Source organism: Rathayibacter sp. AY1F9 (assembly GCF_002932155.1).
Taxonomy (GTDB): domain Bacteria; phylum Actinomycetota; class Actinomycetes; order Actinomycetales; family Microbacteriaceae; genus Rathayibacter.
Genome location: NZ_PSVA01000024.1, coordinates 20,359 through 34,406, shown reverse-complemented (window position 1 = coordinate 34,406; position 14,048 = coordinate 20,359). Strand labels below are relative to the sequence as shown.

Sequence of the window (14,048 nt, the reverse complement as noted above, 5' to 3'; positions counted from 1 at the left end):
GGATCGATCGCGGGTGCGGCCCAGCGGGAGCATCGTTAGCGTGGAGGTCCGCGCCGATCGCCGGCGCCGAGGGGAGCCCCATGGATCAGACCGTCGAGATCGACGCCCGGGCGGAGGCCCTGCGTGCCGACCCCGAGAGCTTCGCCGCGATGGACGCGCTCTGGCGCAGCGTCTACGCCCTGCCGATGTGGTGCTTCATCGCGCGGGGGCCGGACGACGCGCCCACCCCCTTCGTCGGCGGCCTGGAGTCGGGGCCGATGGTCTTCGCCTTCACCACGGGGGAGCGCGCCCGCGCCGGGGCGCTGCACGCCGGCCTCTCCGACGAGGACGCGTCGCGCGTGCTGAAGGTGCCGATGCCGGCCGCGCTCGAGTGGATCGCGGCGATGGGATCCTCCGGAGTCGCGGGAGTGGTCTTCGACCTGCCCCGCTTCGGGTACTTCGCGCCCCTCCAGAACCTGCTGCCGATGCGCGACTTCATGGCGGCGAACCCGCCGGCCTGAGCCCCGCCCCGTCGAGACCAGCGGATCCGCCGATACCAGCTGATCCGCCGGTTGTCGCCGCCCCGAACTGGTCACTGGACGACACCCGAGGATGGTGGGCCGGAGGCGCGCCCGTCCTCCGAGGACGAGGCCGGAGACGCCGATGGGGAAGCTGCACTACGACGGATCGGTCGAGATCGACGTCGAGGACCGGGTGCTCGCCCACCTGCAGATCGTCCTCACCGCGAAGCTGCGCCGGGGGGAGTCGTGCCTGCTCACCTGGCGCGACGAGAACGGGATGAGCGACGGCCGCAGCGCGATCTGGCTGCACCCCTCGCACACGCTCCGCTACACCTACGCCGGCGGCCGCATGCCCCGCATCAACCCCGCCTGGATCTCGGCGCTCACCGATCTCGCGAACTCCGCCGGCGGCCTCCGCTTCGTCCCCGAGCCGCCGGAGCCCGTGCATCCCCCCGGCGGGAGCCCTCGCCGGTGACCGGCGGCCGGCCCCGTGCCCGGCCTCGGGCTCAGCAGCCGGAGTCGGCGGCGTCCGCGTCGAGCGCCGCCGCGGTGCCGAGCGCGATCAGCGACTGATCCGTCGCGACCGCGACCCTCGGGAAGCCGAGCGCTCGCAGCAGCCCGGCGCGCTCGCGGTCGCCCGCGTAGGCCCCGGCGCCCTTGCCCGCGCGCCGGGCCGCCGCGGCGATCCTCGGCAGCGGGTCGTCCGGTCCGTCCGCGGCGAGCAGGTCGGACAGGTCCCGTCCGAGGCCGATCGCGAGGTCGAACGGGCCGACGAAGACTCCGCTCACGCCCGGCACCGCGAGAATCCGATCGACGGCGTCGAGGCCGGCCTGCGTCTCGATCATGACCCAGAGCGCGGTGCGCGCCTCGGCGGCCGACGGGGGAGCGGCGCCCCAGAGATCGGACATCGGCCCCCAGCTGCGGCGGCCGAGCGGCGGGTAGTGCGCGGCGCGGACGGCCGCGAGCGCCTCCTCGACCGTCTCGATCATCGGGACGACGACGACGTCCGCTCCGGCGTCGAGCGCCCTGCCGATCAGCGCGTCGGAGAGCCCCGCGACCCGGACGCCGACGGGCGGCCTTCCGCTCACGACGCCGAGCGCGCGAAGGGAGGCGAGGACCGCGGCGTCGTCGAACGCGCCGTGCTGCGCGTCCAGGCACAGCCACGCGGGCCCGCCGCGAGCGATTTGCGCGACCGTCAGCGGCTCCCCGAGCCGGCACCACACCCCGTCGGCCCGACCGTCTCCGAGAACCCGTTCCGCATCCACGGGTCCGATCCTCGCGCACGGAGCGCCGCCTAGGCGAGGACCGCCAGCGCCGTCGACAGGATCCCGAGGACGACGCCCGCCCCGAGCAGGATCAGGCCGGTCAGGCGCAGCGCCCGCACCGCGTCGCTCCACCGGTGCAGGCGGATGCGGTGCGGATCCTCCTCGCGGTAGTGCACCTCCCGCTGGTCCGATCGTGTCGGCGTCAGCGGGTCCCCGGCGGACAGCGGACGCGATCGCACCTCGCCGGCTCGGGTCACCCAGTGCAGCGCGAGGGGCGGACCCTCCTCGAGGTAGGCGGTCGTCGTCAGCCAGCGTCCGTCGATCAGCGCCGCGACGAACGCGGCGAGCAGGAACAGCACGCCGAGGGGGAGGGTGACAAGCGAGAGGGCCTCGGAGATCGTCTCCAGCATGCAGCGTCCCTCCGACCGGATCCGGTGCTGAGCGTACCGAGTCGGCGGCCGGCGCGTCCGCAGTGGGACGCGCCCCGCCGCCGAGCCCGCGGGCCTCAGCCCCAGACGACCTCGAGGTCGACGACGAACGTCACTCCGAAGCGGTCGCGCAGCATCCCGTAGAGGGGCGACCAGGCCGCCGGGGCCAGGGGCACGATGACCGCCGCCCCCTCCGAGAGGCCGTCCCAGAGGTGGTGCAGCTCGTCGGCGTCGGAGCCGCGCAGCGACACGAACACCGGGATCGTGCCCGGGTCGTAAGCCGTGTGCGCGGGGACGTCGTACGCCATGACGCGGAAGCCGGCCTCGGAGACGACCTGGCCCCACATCAGCTGGTCGGCCTCGTCCGGCGCGGTGACAGCGTTCGCGTCCGCGTAGGTCATCGCGTCGAGCCGGCCTCCCGTGACCGAGGCGTAGAACTCCAGTGCCTCGCGGGCCTGTCCGCGGAAGTTGAGGTGGGTCGTCGTGGTGATGCTCATGGTGCGCTCCTCGCAGTCGTGCCGGGTCGATCACCCGGTGCCCCGACGCTCCCAGGAGAAGAGGACGGTGACGGTCCTCTTCTCGGAATACCCTCGGGACGTGCCCACGACGACCGAGCGGCTCCTCCTGCTCCTCTCCCTCCTGCAGACCCGCCGCGACTGGCCGGGCGGAGTGCTCGCCGAGCGCCTGGGGATCGCGCCGCGCACGGTGCGTCGCGACGTCGACCGACTCCGCACGATGGGCTACCGGATCGACGCGGCGAAGGGCCCCGACGGCGGGTACCGGCTCGAGGCCGGCGCCGAGCTCCCGCCGCTGCTCTTCGACGACGAGCAGGTGCTCGCCCTCACCGCCGCCCTGCGCGCGCCGATCGCGGGGCTCGAGGAGGCGTCGGCCCGTGCGCTGGCGACGGTGCGGCAGGTCCTGCCCGCCCGGCTCCGGCCCCGAGCTGATGCGCTGCGCTTCACGGTCGCGGCGGCGCCGGCTCCCGCGGTCCCCTCGGAGCGGCTGGTCGCGGTCGCGGCGGCCGTCCGGGCCTCGGAGGTGCTCCGCTTCGCGCACGCGGAGGCGGTGCGCCGCGTCGAGCCCCACCACCTGGTCGCGCGTCAGGGCCGCTGGTACCTCATCGGCTTCGACCTCGACCGCGACGACTGGCGGGTGTTCCGCGTCGACCGGCTCGAGCCGCGCTCGCCCCGCGGGGCTCGCTTCCGCCGCCGGGTGCTGCCGGGCGGGAGTCCCGCCGAGTTCCTGGAGGCGCGGTTCCGCGGCGGAGCGCCCGGGGAGGGGTGGCCGTGCCGCGGCTCGGTCGTGCTGACGGCGCCCGCCGCCGAAGTCCTGCCCTACGCGGGCGACGGGGAGGTGGAGGACCTCGGCGACGCGGGCTGCCGACTCGCCCTCGGCGCCTGGTCGTGGGAGGCGCTCGCCGCGTCGTTCGGCCGGTTCGACGCTCCGATGGCCGGGGCCGAGCCGCCCGAGCTGGCCACCGCGTTCCGCGTGCTCGCGGAGCGGTACGCCGCGGCGGGAGCCTGACAGGACCGCGGCGGCCGTCCGGCGCCGCTACTTCACCGAGTACCGGGCGCTCCCCGTGCTGCCGTCCGCCGTCGTGACCGTCAGCGTCCAGCAGGTGCCCCGCTTCGCGGGCACCGTCCACGCCTTCACGTAGCGGTTCGTCGCGGTGTCGTAGCGGAGGCGTCCGGTCAGGGTGGTCGTCGGCGCTCCGGTGAGGACGGCGCCGGCGGTGCAGGAGGTCTGCTTCTGCGTGACGCTGCGCACGTCGGCGAGGGCGGAGTGGCGGAACGTTCCCGCGGAGGACGTCGAGGTCACCTGGAACGTCATGCCGGTCGCGGCTCCGGCAGCCACGCTCTTCACCGAGGTGCTGAGCCCGCCGATCGTCCACGGGGTCACGGTGTAGGACGCGGTGAGGGTCGAGACGTTGCCCGCCCGGTCGGTCGCGGTCGCCCGGTACACGTGCGGTCCGACGGAGCGGCCGCCGCCCGTGATCACGCAGTCGCCGGTGAGGCCCGAGAGCGCGTCGTCCGCGAGGCAGCGCGCCTCCGGGAGCACGGTGCCGAAGGGGTAGGACCCCTCGGGCCTCGACGTGAACGAGAGCTGCGGCTTCGTGGTGTCGATGGCGATGCCGCTGCGGGTCGTCGTGGCGCGGTTGCCCGCGTTGTCGACGGCGGTGCCGGTGACGCTCTGGCCGGGGCCCTCGCGCAGGATCCGCGCGGGGGTGCAGCTGCGGATCCCGGAGCCGCTGCCGTCGGCGCAGGAGAAGCCGACGGAGACGGGGGAGCGGAACCAGCCCGCGGCGTTCGGAGCCGTCGGCGCGGTCGTCGCGGCGATGGTGGGGACGCCGGTGTCGACGATCCGGTAGGTCGCGGCGGCGGTCGTGGTCAGTCCTCCGGGGTCGGTCCAGGTGCAGGTCGCCGTGCGGGTGCCGAGGCCGTTCACGAGCGTGCCGGTGACGACGGCCTCCTCGCTGAACGTTCCGCTCTCCGCATCCGTGATCGCGCAGGCGGCCCTCGGCTCCGAGCCCTTCTCGTAGGAGGCGCCGTCGGTGGCGTAGGCGACCGTCACGACGGGCGGGGTGTTCGCGTGGACCACGGTGACCGTGTGCGGCACGCCGGCCGTGGTGCCGTACGCGTTCCGCGCGCTCACTGTAAAGGTGGAGTCGCCTGCGGTGGTCGGCCTGCCCGAGACGACGCCCTCCGGCGAGAGGGCCACCCCCGCGGGAAGGGCGCCGGACGAGACCTCGAAGGTCGCGGCCGGGCCGGACGCCGTGAAGGTCGCGGAGTAGCGGGTCCCGGTCGTGACGAGCGTCTCGGCGGTGTCGGCGGTGAGGGTCGGCAGCGGGCCGATCGCGAAGGCGTGGTTGAAGCCGACCGCGATGCCGGTGGCGCCGGTGATCCCGGCCGGGACGTCCAGCTCCGTGTCGCCGTCGGGGTGCAGGGAGACGACGGTGCCGTCGGACGTCAGCAGGACGCTGAAGCCGATGCCGGCGGCGATCGCGGTGATGCCGCCGAGATCGGCGGGGACCCGCGGCAAGCCGGAGTCGGCGGGGTCTCCCCAGGTGACGACGGTGCCGTCCCGCTTCAGGGCGAGGCTGTGGGAGTAGCTGACCGAGACGGCGACGACGTCGCGGAGGCCTGCCGGGGCGGTGTACGCGCCCCTGTCGTCGCCGCCCCACGCCACGACCGTCCCGTCGGCGCGCAGCGCGAGGCTGTTCCAGCCGCCCGCGGCGATCGCGACCACTCCGGAGAGACCCGCCGGCACGTCGGTCGCTCCGAACTGATCGGAGCCCCAGGCCGCCACGGTCCCGTCGCCCCGCAGAGCGAGGGTGTGGTAGCTGCCCGCGGCGACGGCGGTCACGCCGCCGAGTCCGGCCGGGACGTCGGTCTGGCCCTGACGGTCGTCGCCCCACGCGACGACCGTCCCCTCCATCGTGAGGGCGATGCTGTGGAGGTACCCGGTCGAGATCGCGGTCACCTCGCGGAGCCCGGCCGGCACGTCCCGCTCGCCCTCCAGATCCGCTCCCCAGGCCTCGACCGTCCCGTCGGTGTGGAGCGCGAGGGTGTGGCTGTAGCTGCTCGCGACGTCCGTGAGGTCGGACATGCCCGCCGGCACGTCCCACTCCCCGTTGAGGTAGCGCCCCCAGGCGGCGACGCCGTTGGCGAGGTGGTCGTTCCCGACCGGCACCGGGTCCGGCTCGGCGGAGGCGAGGGGGGCCGCGGTGCCGGCGAGCAGCGCGACGGTCGCGGTCAGAGCGAGCAGAGTGCGGCGCAGGCCCGCGGCGGTGCGGGCGGGGCGCGGAGAAGCGGGGTCGGTCACGGGCTCACGCTAGGGGCCGGCTCTCCTCCGCAGCGGGGGCGGGGGCGCCCTGTAGCGGACATGTCCTCTAGAGGGCGGAGCGCCGCTTCTCCAGGGCGGAGCCCGTCCCCTCCAGGGCGGAGCCTGGCCCCTCGGGGCCCGCGGCGGAAGGGCTTGCCCGGATCCGCGGCGGGGGATTGGCTGGAGGACAGGAGAGAGAGGTGTCACCATGACGCAGACCTTCCCCGCCTGGTTGCGGGATCAGCAGAAGAGGGACGACGAGGTCGGCCGCTTCGCGCAGGCCTTCGGCGGTCGCGACGACCTGCCCGAGCACGGCGGCCGCGCGATCTACGACGGCTACTTCGCCAGCGAGCCCGAGTCGGCGCAGGCCGATCTGGACCGCGCCTGGATGGAGTTCGAGGCGCACCCCGAGCCGTCCGCCACGTCCGACGAGCCGGAGGGACTCCGATGAGCGACCAGACCCCGAGCCCCGTCGAGGACCCGGACGACCAGTCCGACAAGCCGTCGCAGGCCGAGGGCGAGGACGAGCGCGACACCCCGCACGAGGTCCTGCCCGCCGAGGGCAAGCCCTCGAAGGCCGAGGGCTGAGCCGACGCACTGAGCCGACGCACTGAGCCGACGCACTCCCCGGAGGGGCGCATCCTGCAGAGGGTGCGCCCCTCCATCGCGTCAGCGCCCGGTGACCGCCAGCAGCTCGTGCGCTGCGGCGCTGTCCGGGTAGCGGGAGAGCACGCGGTCCAGATCGCGCCGAGCAGGAGCCGTGCGCCCGTCCGAGAGGAGCCTGCTCGCGCGCTCGAGCAGCGCCTCCGCCCCCAGCTCCACGGGACGCGCGCTGGTGACGGTCGGGCGCACCACGCGGTCGAACGCCTCGAGGGCGCCCTCGATCAGGCCGAGCTCGCGGAGAGCGACGCCGCGGCGGATGAGCACCGCGGCGGAGGCGGCGTCCACGTTCTCGACGGGCGCCGAGAACTCGGCCACGTCGCTCCAGCGGCGGCGGGCGGAGTAGAGGGAGGCGAGCGTCGACGCCGCGAGGGTCGACGGCTCCAGGGTCTCGACCGCCACGACAGCCGCGGTCGGATCCATCGGTGCTGCCAGCTCGGCGTAGAGCAGGCGCAGCGCCGGGGCGTCGAGCGGCACCTCCACGTCGAGGCCGCCGCTCAGCGGCAGGCGGACGGTCAGCGCGATCCCGTAGCGGCGGAGGAAGGAGTCGGCCGACGGGTCGTAGCGGATGCGCACCAGCCGGCCGGTGAGCCGCAGAGAGCGATCGTCGTCCGCGGAGTGCAGGGCGTCGCGGACGAGCTCGACGACGGCCGCGAGGCGCGAGCCCTCGGGGGAGCCGGTGGTCGCCTCGTGCAGGTCCTCCGCCGGCGCCCCGGCGCGCACGAGCCGGAGCAGGGGCGCCTCCCACGCCGGAGCGAGGGCGGAGGGGCGCACGAGACCCGGCCCGCCGGGCATGCTGAGCCAACCGGACAGCCGGGAGCGGTGGTCCTCGGGGGAGAGCGGGTCGCCGGCCGCCCGGAGCCGGGGGCGCGCGAGGGCACGGAGCTCACCGCTCCGCCGGAAGCCGACTGCCACGGCCGATCCCCCTCCGCGTGCGGCGGCGGCTGAGGACCGTCGATCCGCCGAGTCTACGGCGTCGCCCCCCGCCGTCACCCCCGAACGGGGAGCGACGCGCTGGCGGCGATCCCCCGCCTCCCGTCGTCGCCCCCCGGCGCTGTCAGGCGCCGATCGAGCCCGCCGTGCGCAGCGGCATCACGTCGGGCTTCTCGGCGGTGCTCGCGATCGTCACGACCGCCTTCTCCTCGTTCGAGCGGAGCACGGCGTCCATGATCTCGAGCACGTGCAGGGCCACGCGGCCGGAGGCGCGGTGCGGGCGGTCCTCCGCGATCGCCTCCGCGAGGTCGGCCAGTCCCACTCCGCGACCGGTGTCGATCACGCCGGCGGAGTCGGGGACGACCCGCCAGTCCTCGTCGCGGACGGCGACCTCGACCGGGTCCGAGAACATGTTCGGATCCGGGACCGAGATGGTGCCCTCGGTGCCGTAGACCTCGAACTTCGGGGCCCGGCTGCGCCAGACCTCGAAGCTCACGGTGACGGTGGTGCCGACTCCGCTCGCGTGCTCGAGCAGCGCGGTGATGTGCGTGTCGATCGTCACCTCGATCGGCGTGCCCGCCTTCGGCCCGGTCTCGATCGTGCGCGGGCGGTCGGAGCGGGTGGCCAGGCCCGTGACGCGGACGACCGGCCCGAAGAAGTGCACGAGCGCCGTCAGGTAGTACGGGCCCATGTCCAGCAGCGGGCCGCCGCCGGGCTGGTAGTAGAACTCGGGCGCCGGGTGCCAGCGCTCGTGGCCGGGAGCGGCCCAGTGCACCTGCGCGGCGATCGGGGTGCCGATCGCTCCGGAGTCGAGGGCGAGGCGCGCGGTCTGCACGCCGGTCCCGAGCACCGTGTCCGGGGCGCTCGCGAAGCGCAGGCCCAGCTCGTCCGCGAGGTCGAGCATCGGCGCGGCCTCGGCCGGGTTCAGCCCGAGCGGCTTCTCGGCGAAGACGTGCTTGCCCGCCTTCAAGGCGCGGGTGCCGATCTCGACGTGCGCCGCCGGGATCGTGAGGTTCAGCACCGCGTCGATCTCCGGGTCGTCGATCAGCGCGTCGACGGTGAGGGCGCGGACGCCCTGCTCGTCGGCGACCTGCTGCGCCCGCTCCTGGTTCAGGTCGGCGACCGCGACGAGGCGGAGGCCGGGGAAGGTCGGGAGGTTCGCGAGGTACTGCTCGCTGATCTTCCCGACGCCGATGATGCCGACTCTCAGCGGGACGCCCACAGCATTCCCCTCTCGATGATCGTGCGGACGTTGTCGTCCTGGAGGATCTCGACGCGGTGGCCCGGCGTCGAGACGAAGATGCGGCCCTCGCCCCAGAGGCGGGTCCAGATCGCGGGGGAGGTGATGGGGCGCTTCCACGGGTCCCACGGGCGGACGGCCTGCGTGGTCGTGGCGAGCACGTCGTTGTAGTCGTCGTGCAGCACCCAGTACTGCTCCGTGACCAGCTCGAAGTCGGAGATGCCCTGCGTGATCGGGTGGTCGGCGGCGAGGGCCGTCATCTCGATCGTGTGCGGCATGTAGTTGTCCGACTGCTCGCCGGTGCGCTCGTCCGGGTGCTTGCCGGGGTGCGAGGCGAACTGGCCGCCGATCAGCTGCAGGTAGTCGGAGTTGTCGCGGTAGGAGTCGGCGATCCCGCCGTGCCAGCCGGCGAGGCCTGTGCCGCGCTCGACCGCCGCGCGGAGGCCCAGGAACTCCTCCCACTGGATGGAGGTCATCGTGTTCGACTGCACGATCAGGTCGACCGTCCGCATGTAGGCCTCGTCGGCGTACACGGCGGTCGACTCCTCGACGCGCACGTCGTAGCCGTTGTCGCGGAGGAACGGCAGGAACAGCTCGGTCGCCTCGACCGGTTGGTGGCCGTCCCAGCCCCCTCGGACGACGAGGGCCGTCTTGCCGGGAGTGGTCGGGGAGTGGTCGGTCATCGTCGTCCTCACGTGCGGGCGGATCGCTCCGCGGTTCGTCATCGAACAGGACTTGCGCAACTTCTGTGCGGGAGCCCCGGCGTCCGACCATCATGCACCGCGGTTCCCGGCGGAGCAAGCCGTCCTGGCGCAGGGCTAGTTGCGAAAGTCGGTATCCGCTACGGTGAGCACATGCCCGACCACGACGACGTCTCCGGAGCGACCACCCGCCCGACCATGGCGCTGATCGCCGAGCGCGCCGGGACGAGCGTCCCCACCGTCTCGAAGGTGCTCAACGGCGGCACCGACGTCTCGGAGGCGACCCGCCTGCGCGTGATGGAGGCGGCGCACGCGCTCGGCTACCGCCGCCGCCCGCGCCTGCGCCCGCCGGTCGAGGATCCGCACTCCGCCCAGATCGTCGACGTCGTCGTCGGCCACATCGGCGGCACCTGGATCGGACCGGTCCTCGAGGGGATCGAGGCCGAGGCCTCCGCCGCCGGGGTCGACCTGGTGCTCACCCGCGCCCGCGACGACGGCGCCTGGATCAGCCGCCTCCTCCGCCGCCCCTCGCTCGGCGCCATCGTGGTGCTGGTCAACGTCTCGGCCGCGCAGCTGCACCTGCTGACCACCGCCGAGCTGCCCGTCGTCGTCGTCGACCCCAGCACGCGGCCGCCGGCCGACGTCGCGAGCGTCGGCGCGACCAACTGGGACGGGGGCCGCATGGCCGCCGAGCACCTCCTCGACGCCGGCCACACCCGCTTCGGCGTCCTCGGCGGCACCCGCACCCAGCTCTACAGCAGCGCCCGGATCGACGGCTTCACCACCGCGCTCCGCGCCGCCGGGGTCGAGGATCCGCGCGTCGCCTACTGCGACTGGGACCGCGAGCTGGCCCGCGAGGCCGCCGGGCTGATGCTCGCCGAGCCGGACGCGCCGACCGCCTTCTTCGCCTGCTCCGACGTGATGGCGCTCGGCGTCTACGAGGCCGCCGACGACGCCGGCCTCCGCATCCCGCGAGACCTCAGCGTCATCGGCTTCGACGACGTCGAGGAGTCGGCCTGGGCGACCCCGCCGATGACCACGATCCAGCAGCCCATCGGCGAGATGGGCGCCATCGCCTTCCGGATGCTGCACCAGGCGCACCGGTCGGCGACTCCGCTCGCCTCGGGCGCCTCGGCCACCCGCATGGAACTCGAGACGCGCCTGATCCGCCGCGCCTCCGTCGCACCCGTGCGCGTCTAGCCCGCCCTCCGCGGGATCGATGCGTCACGATCGGCCCCTCTCCCGCGCCCGTGACGACCGTTCGTGACGCATCGACCCCGGCGGGCGCCGCGGTCGGTGGCGACCCGGGTCGCACCGCCTATGCTGCCCGGATGCGCAGCGCGACCGGGGGGATGGTGGTCGCGTCGTTCGTCTCGCGGATCCTCGGGTTCGTCCGGCTGGCGCTCCTGATCGTGGCGGTCGGCGGCACGAGCGCGTCGGTCGGCGGGCAGGTGTTCGAGGTCGCGAACTCCGCGCCCACCTACCTGTACGGGCTCATCGCGGGCGGGGTGCTCGGCGCGGTGCTCGTGCCGCAGATGGTCCGGGCGCGGGCCGACGGACCGGAGGGCGTGCGGACCCTTGAGCGGCTGCTCACCGTGTGCCTCGGCGGAGCGGCGCTCCTCACGGCCGCCTGCACGCTCGCGGCACCGCTGATCGTCGGGCTCTACGCCGGGGGCTGGTCGGCCGACTGGGCTCTGCTCGCCACCCAGATGGCCTACTGGTGCCTGCCGCAGATCTTCTTCTACATCGTCTTCGCCGTCTTCTCTCAGCTGCTCAACTCCGCCGAGAAGTACGGGCCGGGCGCGTGGGCGCCAGCCTGCGCGAACGTGATCTCGGTGCTCGGGATCGCGGTGTTCCTCCTGATCCACCCCGAGGCGGCGTCGACACCCGCCGACGAGTGGACGCCGGAGATGGTGGCGCTCCTGTGCGGCACTGCCACTGCGGCGATCGTGGTGCAGGGGGTGATCGCGGTCGCGTTCTCGCGGTCCGTCGGCGTCCGCCTGCGGCCGCGCTTCGGCGTCGCCGGGCTCGGTGGAGTGTCGCGGGACGCGGTCTGGGTGTTCCTCGGCGCCCTCGTCGCAGAGGTGTCGTACATCGTCGTCTCGAACGCGGCGACGTCGGCCGGCCAGGCCATGAACCGCGCCGGCGTCGACGGGCCGAGCCTCAACTCCTTCTCGAGCGCGCAGCTGCTGCTCCTGCTGCCGCACGGCATCCTGGTCGTCTCCGTCGCCACGGCGATGTTCACGCCGCTCAGCCGGGACCTGCACCGCGGCGATCGGGCGGCCGCGGCGGTGAACCTCCGACGGACCGAGGACGCGGTGCTCGCCGTCACTCTGCTCGCGACGCTCCTGTTCGTCGCGGCGGCGCCACTGCTCACGCAGCTCGTCTTCGGCACACCGGTGATCGGCGGAGTCCTGCAGCTGCTCGCCCTGAGCCTGGTCGGCTTCAGCCAGACCTACGTCCTCAACCGGGCGATGTTCGCGCTGGGTCGGGCCCGCGACTCGCTGGCGACCCAGGTCGTCTCGGCCGTCGGCGTCGCGGCGGGGGCGCTCGTCGGCGGGCTCCTCCTGCCTGCCGAACTCGTCGTGCCGGCGATCGCGGGCGGCACCGCCCTCGGGACCACGGCCGCGTGGGCCCTCGCTCACTGGCTGGTCCGGCGCCGGATCGGCGTCGTGCCGCAGCCGACCCGGGACTGCCGCGCCGCTCTCGTCGCGGCGCTGGTCGCAGCCTGCGCGTCGGTGCCGCTCGGCCTGCTGCTCGCCGTGCCCGCCGACCGCCTCGCGGCCGGCGCCGTGCTGCTGCCGGTCGGACTCGCGATCACCGCCCTGTTCGTCGTCGTGCACCGGGTCGTCGGCGGGCGCTGGCTCTGGTCGCTGGTGCTCGCGCCGCTCTGAGGGGCTGCGCGTGCGGTCCCGCAGCCCCGACCCTCAGTGCCCCGCGCCGAGATTCCCGGCTAGGCGGCCGTGCATCCGGGTGGAGGCGTCGTTCATGCCCGCGATCACGGCGCGGGTGCCGTGGCGCTCGTACTTGGTGGTGACGGCGTCCAGCGCGGCGACGGTCGAGGCGTCCCAGATGTGGGAGCCGGAGAGGTCGATCACGACGTGCGCAGGGTCCTCCGCGTAGGAGAACTGCGTGGTGAGGTCGTTGCTGGAGGCGAAGAACAGCTCGCCGGTGACCGTGTAGTGGGCCGTCGATCCGTCGGCCGAGAGGGTGCGCTCGACGGTGGCGAAGTGGGCGACCCGGCGGGCGAAGACGACCATGGCGGCCAGGACGCCGATGACGACCCCGATCGCCAGGTTGTGGGTGAGGACGACCACGACGACCGTGGCGATCATGACGACCGTCTCGCCCACGGGCATCCGCTTCAGAGTCGACGGGCGGATGCTGTGCCAGTCGAACGTCGCCACCGAGACCATCACCATCACCGCGACGAGAGCCGCCATCGGGATGATCGCGACGAGGTCGCCGAGCGCGACGACGAGGATCAGGAGGAACACGCCGGCGAGGAAGGTCGAGATGCGGGTGCGGGCGCCGGACGCCTTCACGTTGATCATCGTCTGGCCGATCATCGCGCAGCCGCCCATGCCGCCGAACAGGCCGGAGAGCACGTTCGCGGCGCCCTGCCCGAGCGACTCGCGGGTCTTGCGGGAGGGGGTGTCGGTGATGTCGTCGACGAGCTTCGCGGTCATCAGCGACTCGAGGAGTCCGACGAGCGCCATCGCGACGGCGTACGGCGCGATGGTCGTGAAGGTCTCCCAGGTCAGCGGTACGTTCGGCAGGAACAGCTCGGGGAGGCTGCGGGGCAGCTCGCCCTGATCGCCCACGGTGGGGACGGCGACCGCCGTGACGACGACCGCCGCGGTGATGAGGACGATGGCGACGAGAGGCGCCGGAACGGCCTTCGTCAGGCGCGGCATCACCACCATGATCACGATGCCGACGGCGACCAGCGGGTAGACCAGCCAGGGCACGCCGATCAGGTTGGGGATCTGCGCCGAGAAGATCAGGATCGCCAGCGCGTTCACGAATCCGACCATCACGCTGCGGGGGATGAAGCGCATGAGCTTCGCCACTCCGAGCAGCCCGAGCACGATCTGGAGCACGCCCGCGAGGATCACCGTCGCGATGAAGTAGTCCATTCCGTAGTCGCGGGCGACGGGGGCGATCACCAGGGCGACGGCGCCGGTGGCGGCGGTGATCATCGCGGGGCGGCCGCCGAGGAACGCGATCGACACGGCCATCACGAACGACGAGAAGAGGCCGACCCGCGGATCCACGCCCGCGATGATCGAGAACGAGATCGCCTCGGGGATGAGCGCGAGCGCGACCACGAGGCCGGCGAGGACCTCGCGGGTCAGGATGCGGGGGGTGCGCAGCGCCGTCATCACGGTGGGCTCGGCGTGCGGGCGGGCAGGGGTCTTCGAGGCGAGGGCCATCGCGGCGGCTCCAGGGAGTGGGAGGGGTGCTCGACGAGGAGCGCGGAGGGCTGCGGCATCGGG

15 protein-coding genes are annotated in these 14,048 nt (G+C 73.9%); 7 read left to right on the top strand and 8 right to left on the bottom strand.

What is annotated here, in order from left to right; all coding sequences use genetic code 11:
* The first annotated feature begins 80 nt into the window (after positions 1-80).
* Together C5C37_RS13965 and C5C37_RS13960 are read left to right on the top strand one after the other, a co-directional pair.
* Positions 81-500, top strand: coding sequence for a hypothetical protein (locus C5C37_RS13965; protein WP_104224305.1), 420 nt, complete (start codon positions 81-83; stop codon positions 498-500).
* 142 nt (positions 501-642) lie between these two features.
* Positions 643-975 (top strand): ATP-dependent DNA ligase, encoded by a 333-nt coding sequence (locus tag C5C37_RS13960; RefSeq protein ID WP_104263292.1) that lies wholly within the window; start codon positions 643-645, stop codon positions 973-975.
* A 31-nt stretch (positions 976-1,006) separates the two neighbouring features.
* Here C5C37_RS13960 and C5C37_RS17610 read toward each other — a convergent pair whose 3' ends face one another.
* From C5C37_RS17610 to C5C37_RS13950, 3 genes are all read right to left on the bottom strand, one after another.
* Entirely contained in the window at positions 1,007-1,765 is a 759-nt protein-coding gene (locus C5C37_RS17610; RefSeq protein ID WP_181027211.1) for an HpcH/HpaI aldolase/citrate lyase family protein, read from the bottom strand.
* A 29-nt stretch (positions 1,766-1,794) separates the two neighbouring features.
* Positions 1,795-2,175 (bottom strand): hypothetical protein, encoded by a 381-nt coding sequence (locus tag C5C37_RS17605; RefSeq protein WP_104267914.1) that lies wholly within the window; start codon positions 2,173-2,175, stop codon positions 1,795-1,797.
* A 95-nt stretch (positions 2,176-2,270) separates the two neighbouring features.
* Complete coding sequence (locus C5C37_RS13950; protein WP_104339117.1) at positions 2,271-2,690, bottom strand: VOC family protein; 420 nt, start codon at positions 2,688-2,690, stop codon at positions 2,271-2,273.
* Positions 2,691-2,790: 100 nt separating this feature from the next.
* Here C5C37_RS13950 and C5C37_RS13945 point away from each other — a divergent pair, with 100 nt between their 5' ends.
* Positions 2,791-3,717, top strand: coding sequence for a YafY family protein (locus C5C37_RS13945; protein ID WP_258074142.1), 927 nt, complete (start codon positions 2,791-2,793; stop codon positions 3,715-3,717).
* Positions 3,718-3,744: 27 nt separating this feature from the next.
* On the opposite strand, the gene C5C37_RS13940 is transcribed toward C5C37_RS13945, so the two are convergent.
* The gene (locus C5C37_RS13940; RefSeq protein ID WP_104339116.1) at positions 3,745-6,015 is read right to left on the bottom strand and encodes a PxKF domain-containing protein; all 2,271 of its coding nucleotides are present in this window, start codon (positions 6,013-6,015) and stop codon (positions 3,745-3,747) included.
* A gap of 208 nt (positions 6,016-6,223) precedes the next feature.
* On the opposite strand from C5C37_RS13940, the gene C5C37_RS13935 reads away from it, so the two are divergent.
* Together C5C37_RS13935 and C5C37_RS17600 are read left to right on the top strand one after the other, a co-directional pair.
* Entirely contained in the window at positions 6,224-6,466 is a 243-nt protein-coding gene (locus C5C37_RS13935) for a hypothetical protein (RefSeq protein ID WP_104227148.1), read from the top strand.
* Positions 6,463-6,603, top strand: coding sequence for a hypothetical protein (locus tag C5C37_RS17600; RefSeq protein WP_159940045.1), 141 nt, complete (start codon positions 6,463-6,465; stop codon positions 6,601-6,603). Before C5C37_RS13935 ends, C5C37_RS17600 begins: the two co-directional genes overlap by 4 nt.
* Before the next feature lie 81 nt (positions 6,604-6,684).
* Here the strand turns inward: C5C37_RS17600 and C5C37_RS13930 are convergent, their stop codons facing one another.
* The 3 genes from C5C37_RS13930 to C5C37_RS13920 form a co-directional block, all read right to left on the bottom strand.
* A complete protein-coding gene (locus C5C37_RS13930; protein WP_104339115.1) occupies positions 6,685-7,590 on the bottom strand; it encodes a tol-pal system YbgF family protein in 906 nt (301 codons plus the stop codon).
* A gap of 142 nt (positions 7,591-7,732) precedes the next feature.
* Positions 7,733-8,830, bottom strand: a complete 1,098-nt coding sequence (locus tag C5C37_RS13925; RefSeq protein WP_104339114.1) for a Gfo/Idh/MocA family protein — start codon at positions 8,828-8,830, stop codon at positions 7,733-7,735.
* Entirely contained in the window at positions 8,815-9,531 is a 717-nt protein-coding gene (locus tag C5C37_RS13920; protein ID WP_104224320.1) for a ThuA domain-containing protein, read from the bottom strand. The genes C5C37_RS13925 and C5C37_RS13920 overlap by 16 nt, the downstream gene beginning before the upstream one ends.
* Before the next feature lie 171 nt (positions 9,532-9,702).
* On the opposite strand from C5C37_RS13920, the gene C5C37_RS13915 reads away from it, so the two are divergent.
* Both C5C37_RS13915 and murJ read left to right on the top strand, forming a co-directional pair.
* Entirely contained in the window at positions 9,703-10,749 is a 1,047-nt protein-coding gene (locus tag C5C37_RS13915) for a LacI family DNA-binding transcriptional regulator (RefSeq protein ID WP_104224297.1), read from the top strand.
* Positions 10,750-10,880: 131 nt separating this feature from the next.
* Entirely contained in the window at positions 10,881-12,443 is a 1,563-nt protein-coding gene (gene murJ / locus C5C37_RS13910; protein WP_104339113.1) for a murein biosynthesis integral membrane protein MurJ, read from the top strand.
* Positions 12,444-12,476: 33 nt separating this feature from the next.
* Here the strand turns inward: murJ and C5C37_RS13905 are convergent, their stop codons facing one another.
* Positions 12,477-13,985: a SulP family inorganic anion transporter gene (locus tag C5C37_RS13905; protein WP_104224295.1), complete on the bottom strand. Its 1,509-nt coding sequence runs from the start codon at positions 13,983-13,985 to the stop codon at positions 12,477-12,479.
* Between the last annotated feature and the right edge of the window lie 63 nt (positions 13,986-14,048).

Bases quoted from the DNA above. Each gene is read 5' to 3' on its own strand.
- C5C37_RS13950 (WP_104339117.1), bottom strand. From the start codon at position 2,690: ATGAGCATCACCACGACGACCCACCTCAACTTCCGCGGACAGGCCCGC.
- C5C37_RS13905 (WP_104224295.1), bottom strand. From the start codon at position 13,985: ATGGCCCTCGCCTCGAAGACCCCTGCCCGCCCGCACGCCGAGCCCACC.
- murJ (WP_104339113.1), top strand. From the start codon at position 10,881: ATGCGCAGCGCGACCGGGGGGATGGTGGTCGCGTCGTTCGTCTCGCGG.
- C5C37_RS17600 (WP_159940045.1), top strand. From the start codon at position 6,463: ATGAGCGACCAGACCCCGAGCCCCGTCGAGGACCCGGACGACCAGTCC.
- C5C37_RS13965 (WP_104224305.1), top strand. From the start codon at position 81: ATGGATCAGACCGTCGAGATCGACGCCCGGGCGGAGGCCCTGCGTGCC.
- C5C37_RS17605 (WP_104267914.1), bottom strand. From the start codon at position 2,175: ATGCTGGAGACGATCTCCGAGGCCCTCTCGCTTGTCACCCTCCCCCTC.
- C5C37_RS13915 (WP_104224297.1), top strand. From the start codon at position 9,703: ATGCCCGACCACGACGACGTCTCCGGAGCGACCACCCGCCCGACCATG.
- C5C37_RS13935 (WP_104227148.1), top strand. From the start codon at position 6,224: ATGACGCAGACCTTCCCCGCCTGGTTGCGGGATCAGCAGAAGAGGGAC.
- C5C37_RS13960 (WP_104263292.1), top strand. From the start codon at position 643: ATGGGGAAGCTGCACTACGACGGATCGGTCGAGATCGACGTCGAGGAC.
- C5C37_RS13920 (WP_104224320.1), bottom strand. From the start codon at position 9,531: ATGACCGACCACTCCCCGACCACTCCCGGCAAGACGGCCCTCGTCGTC.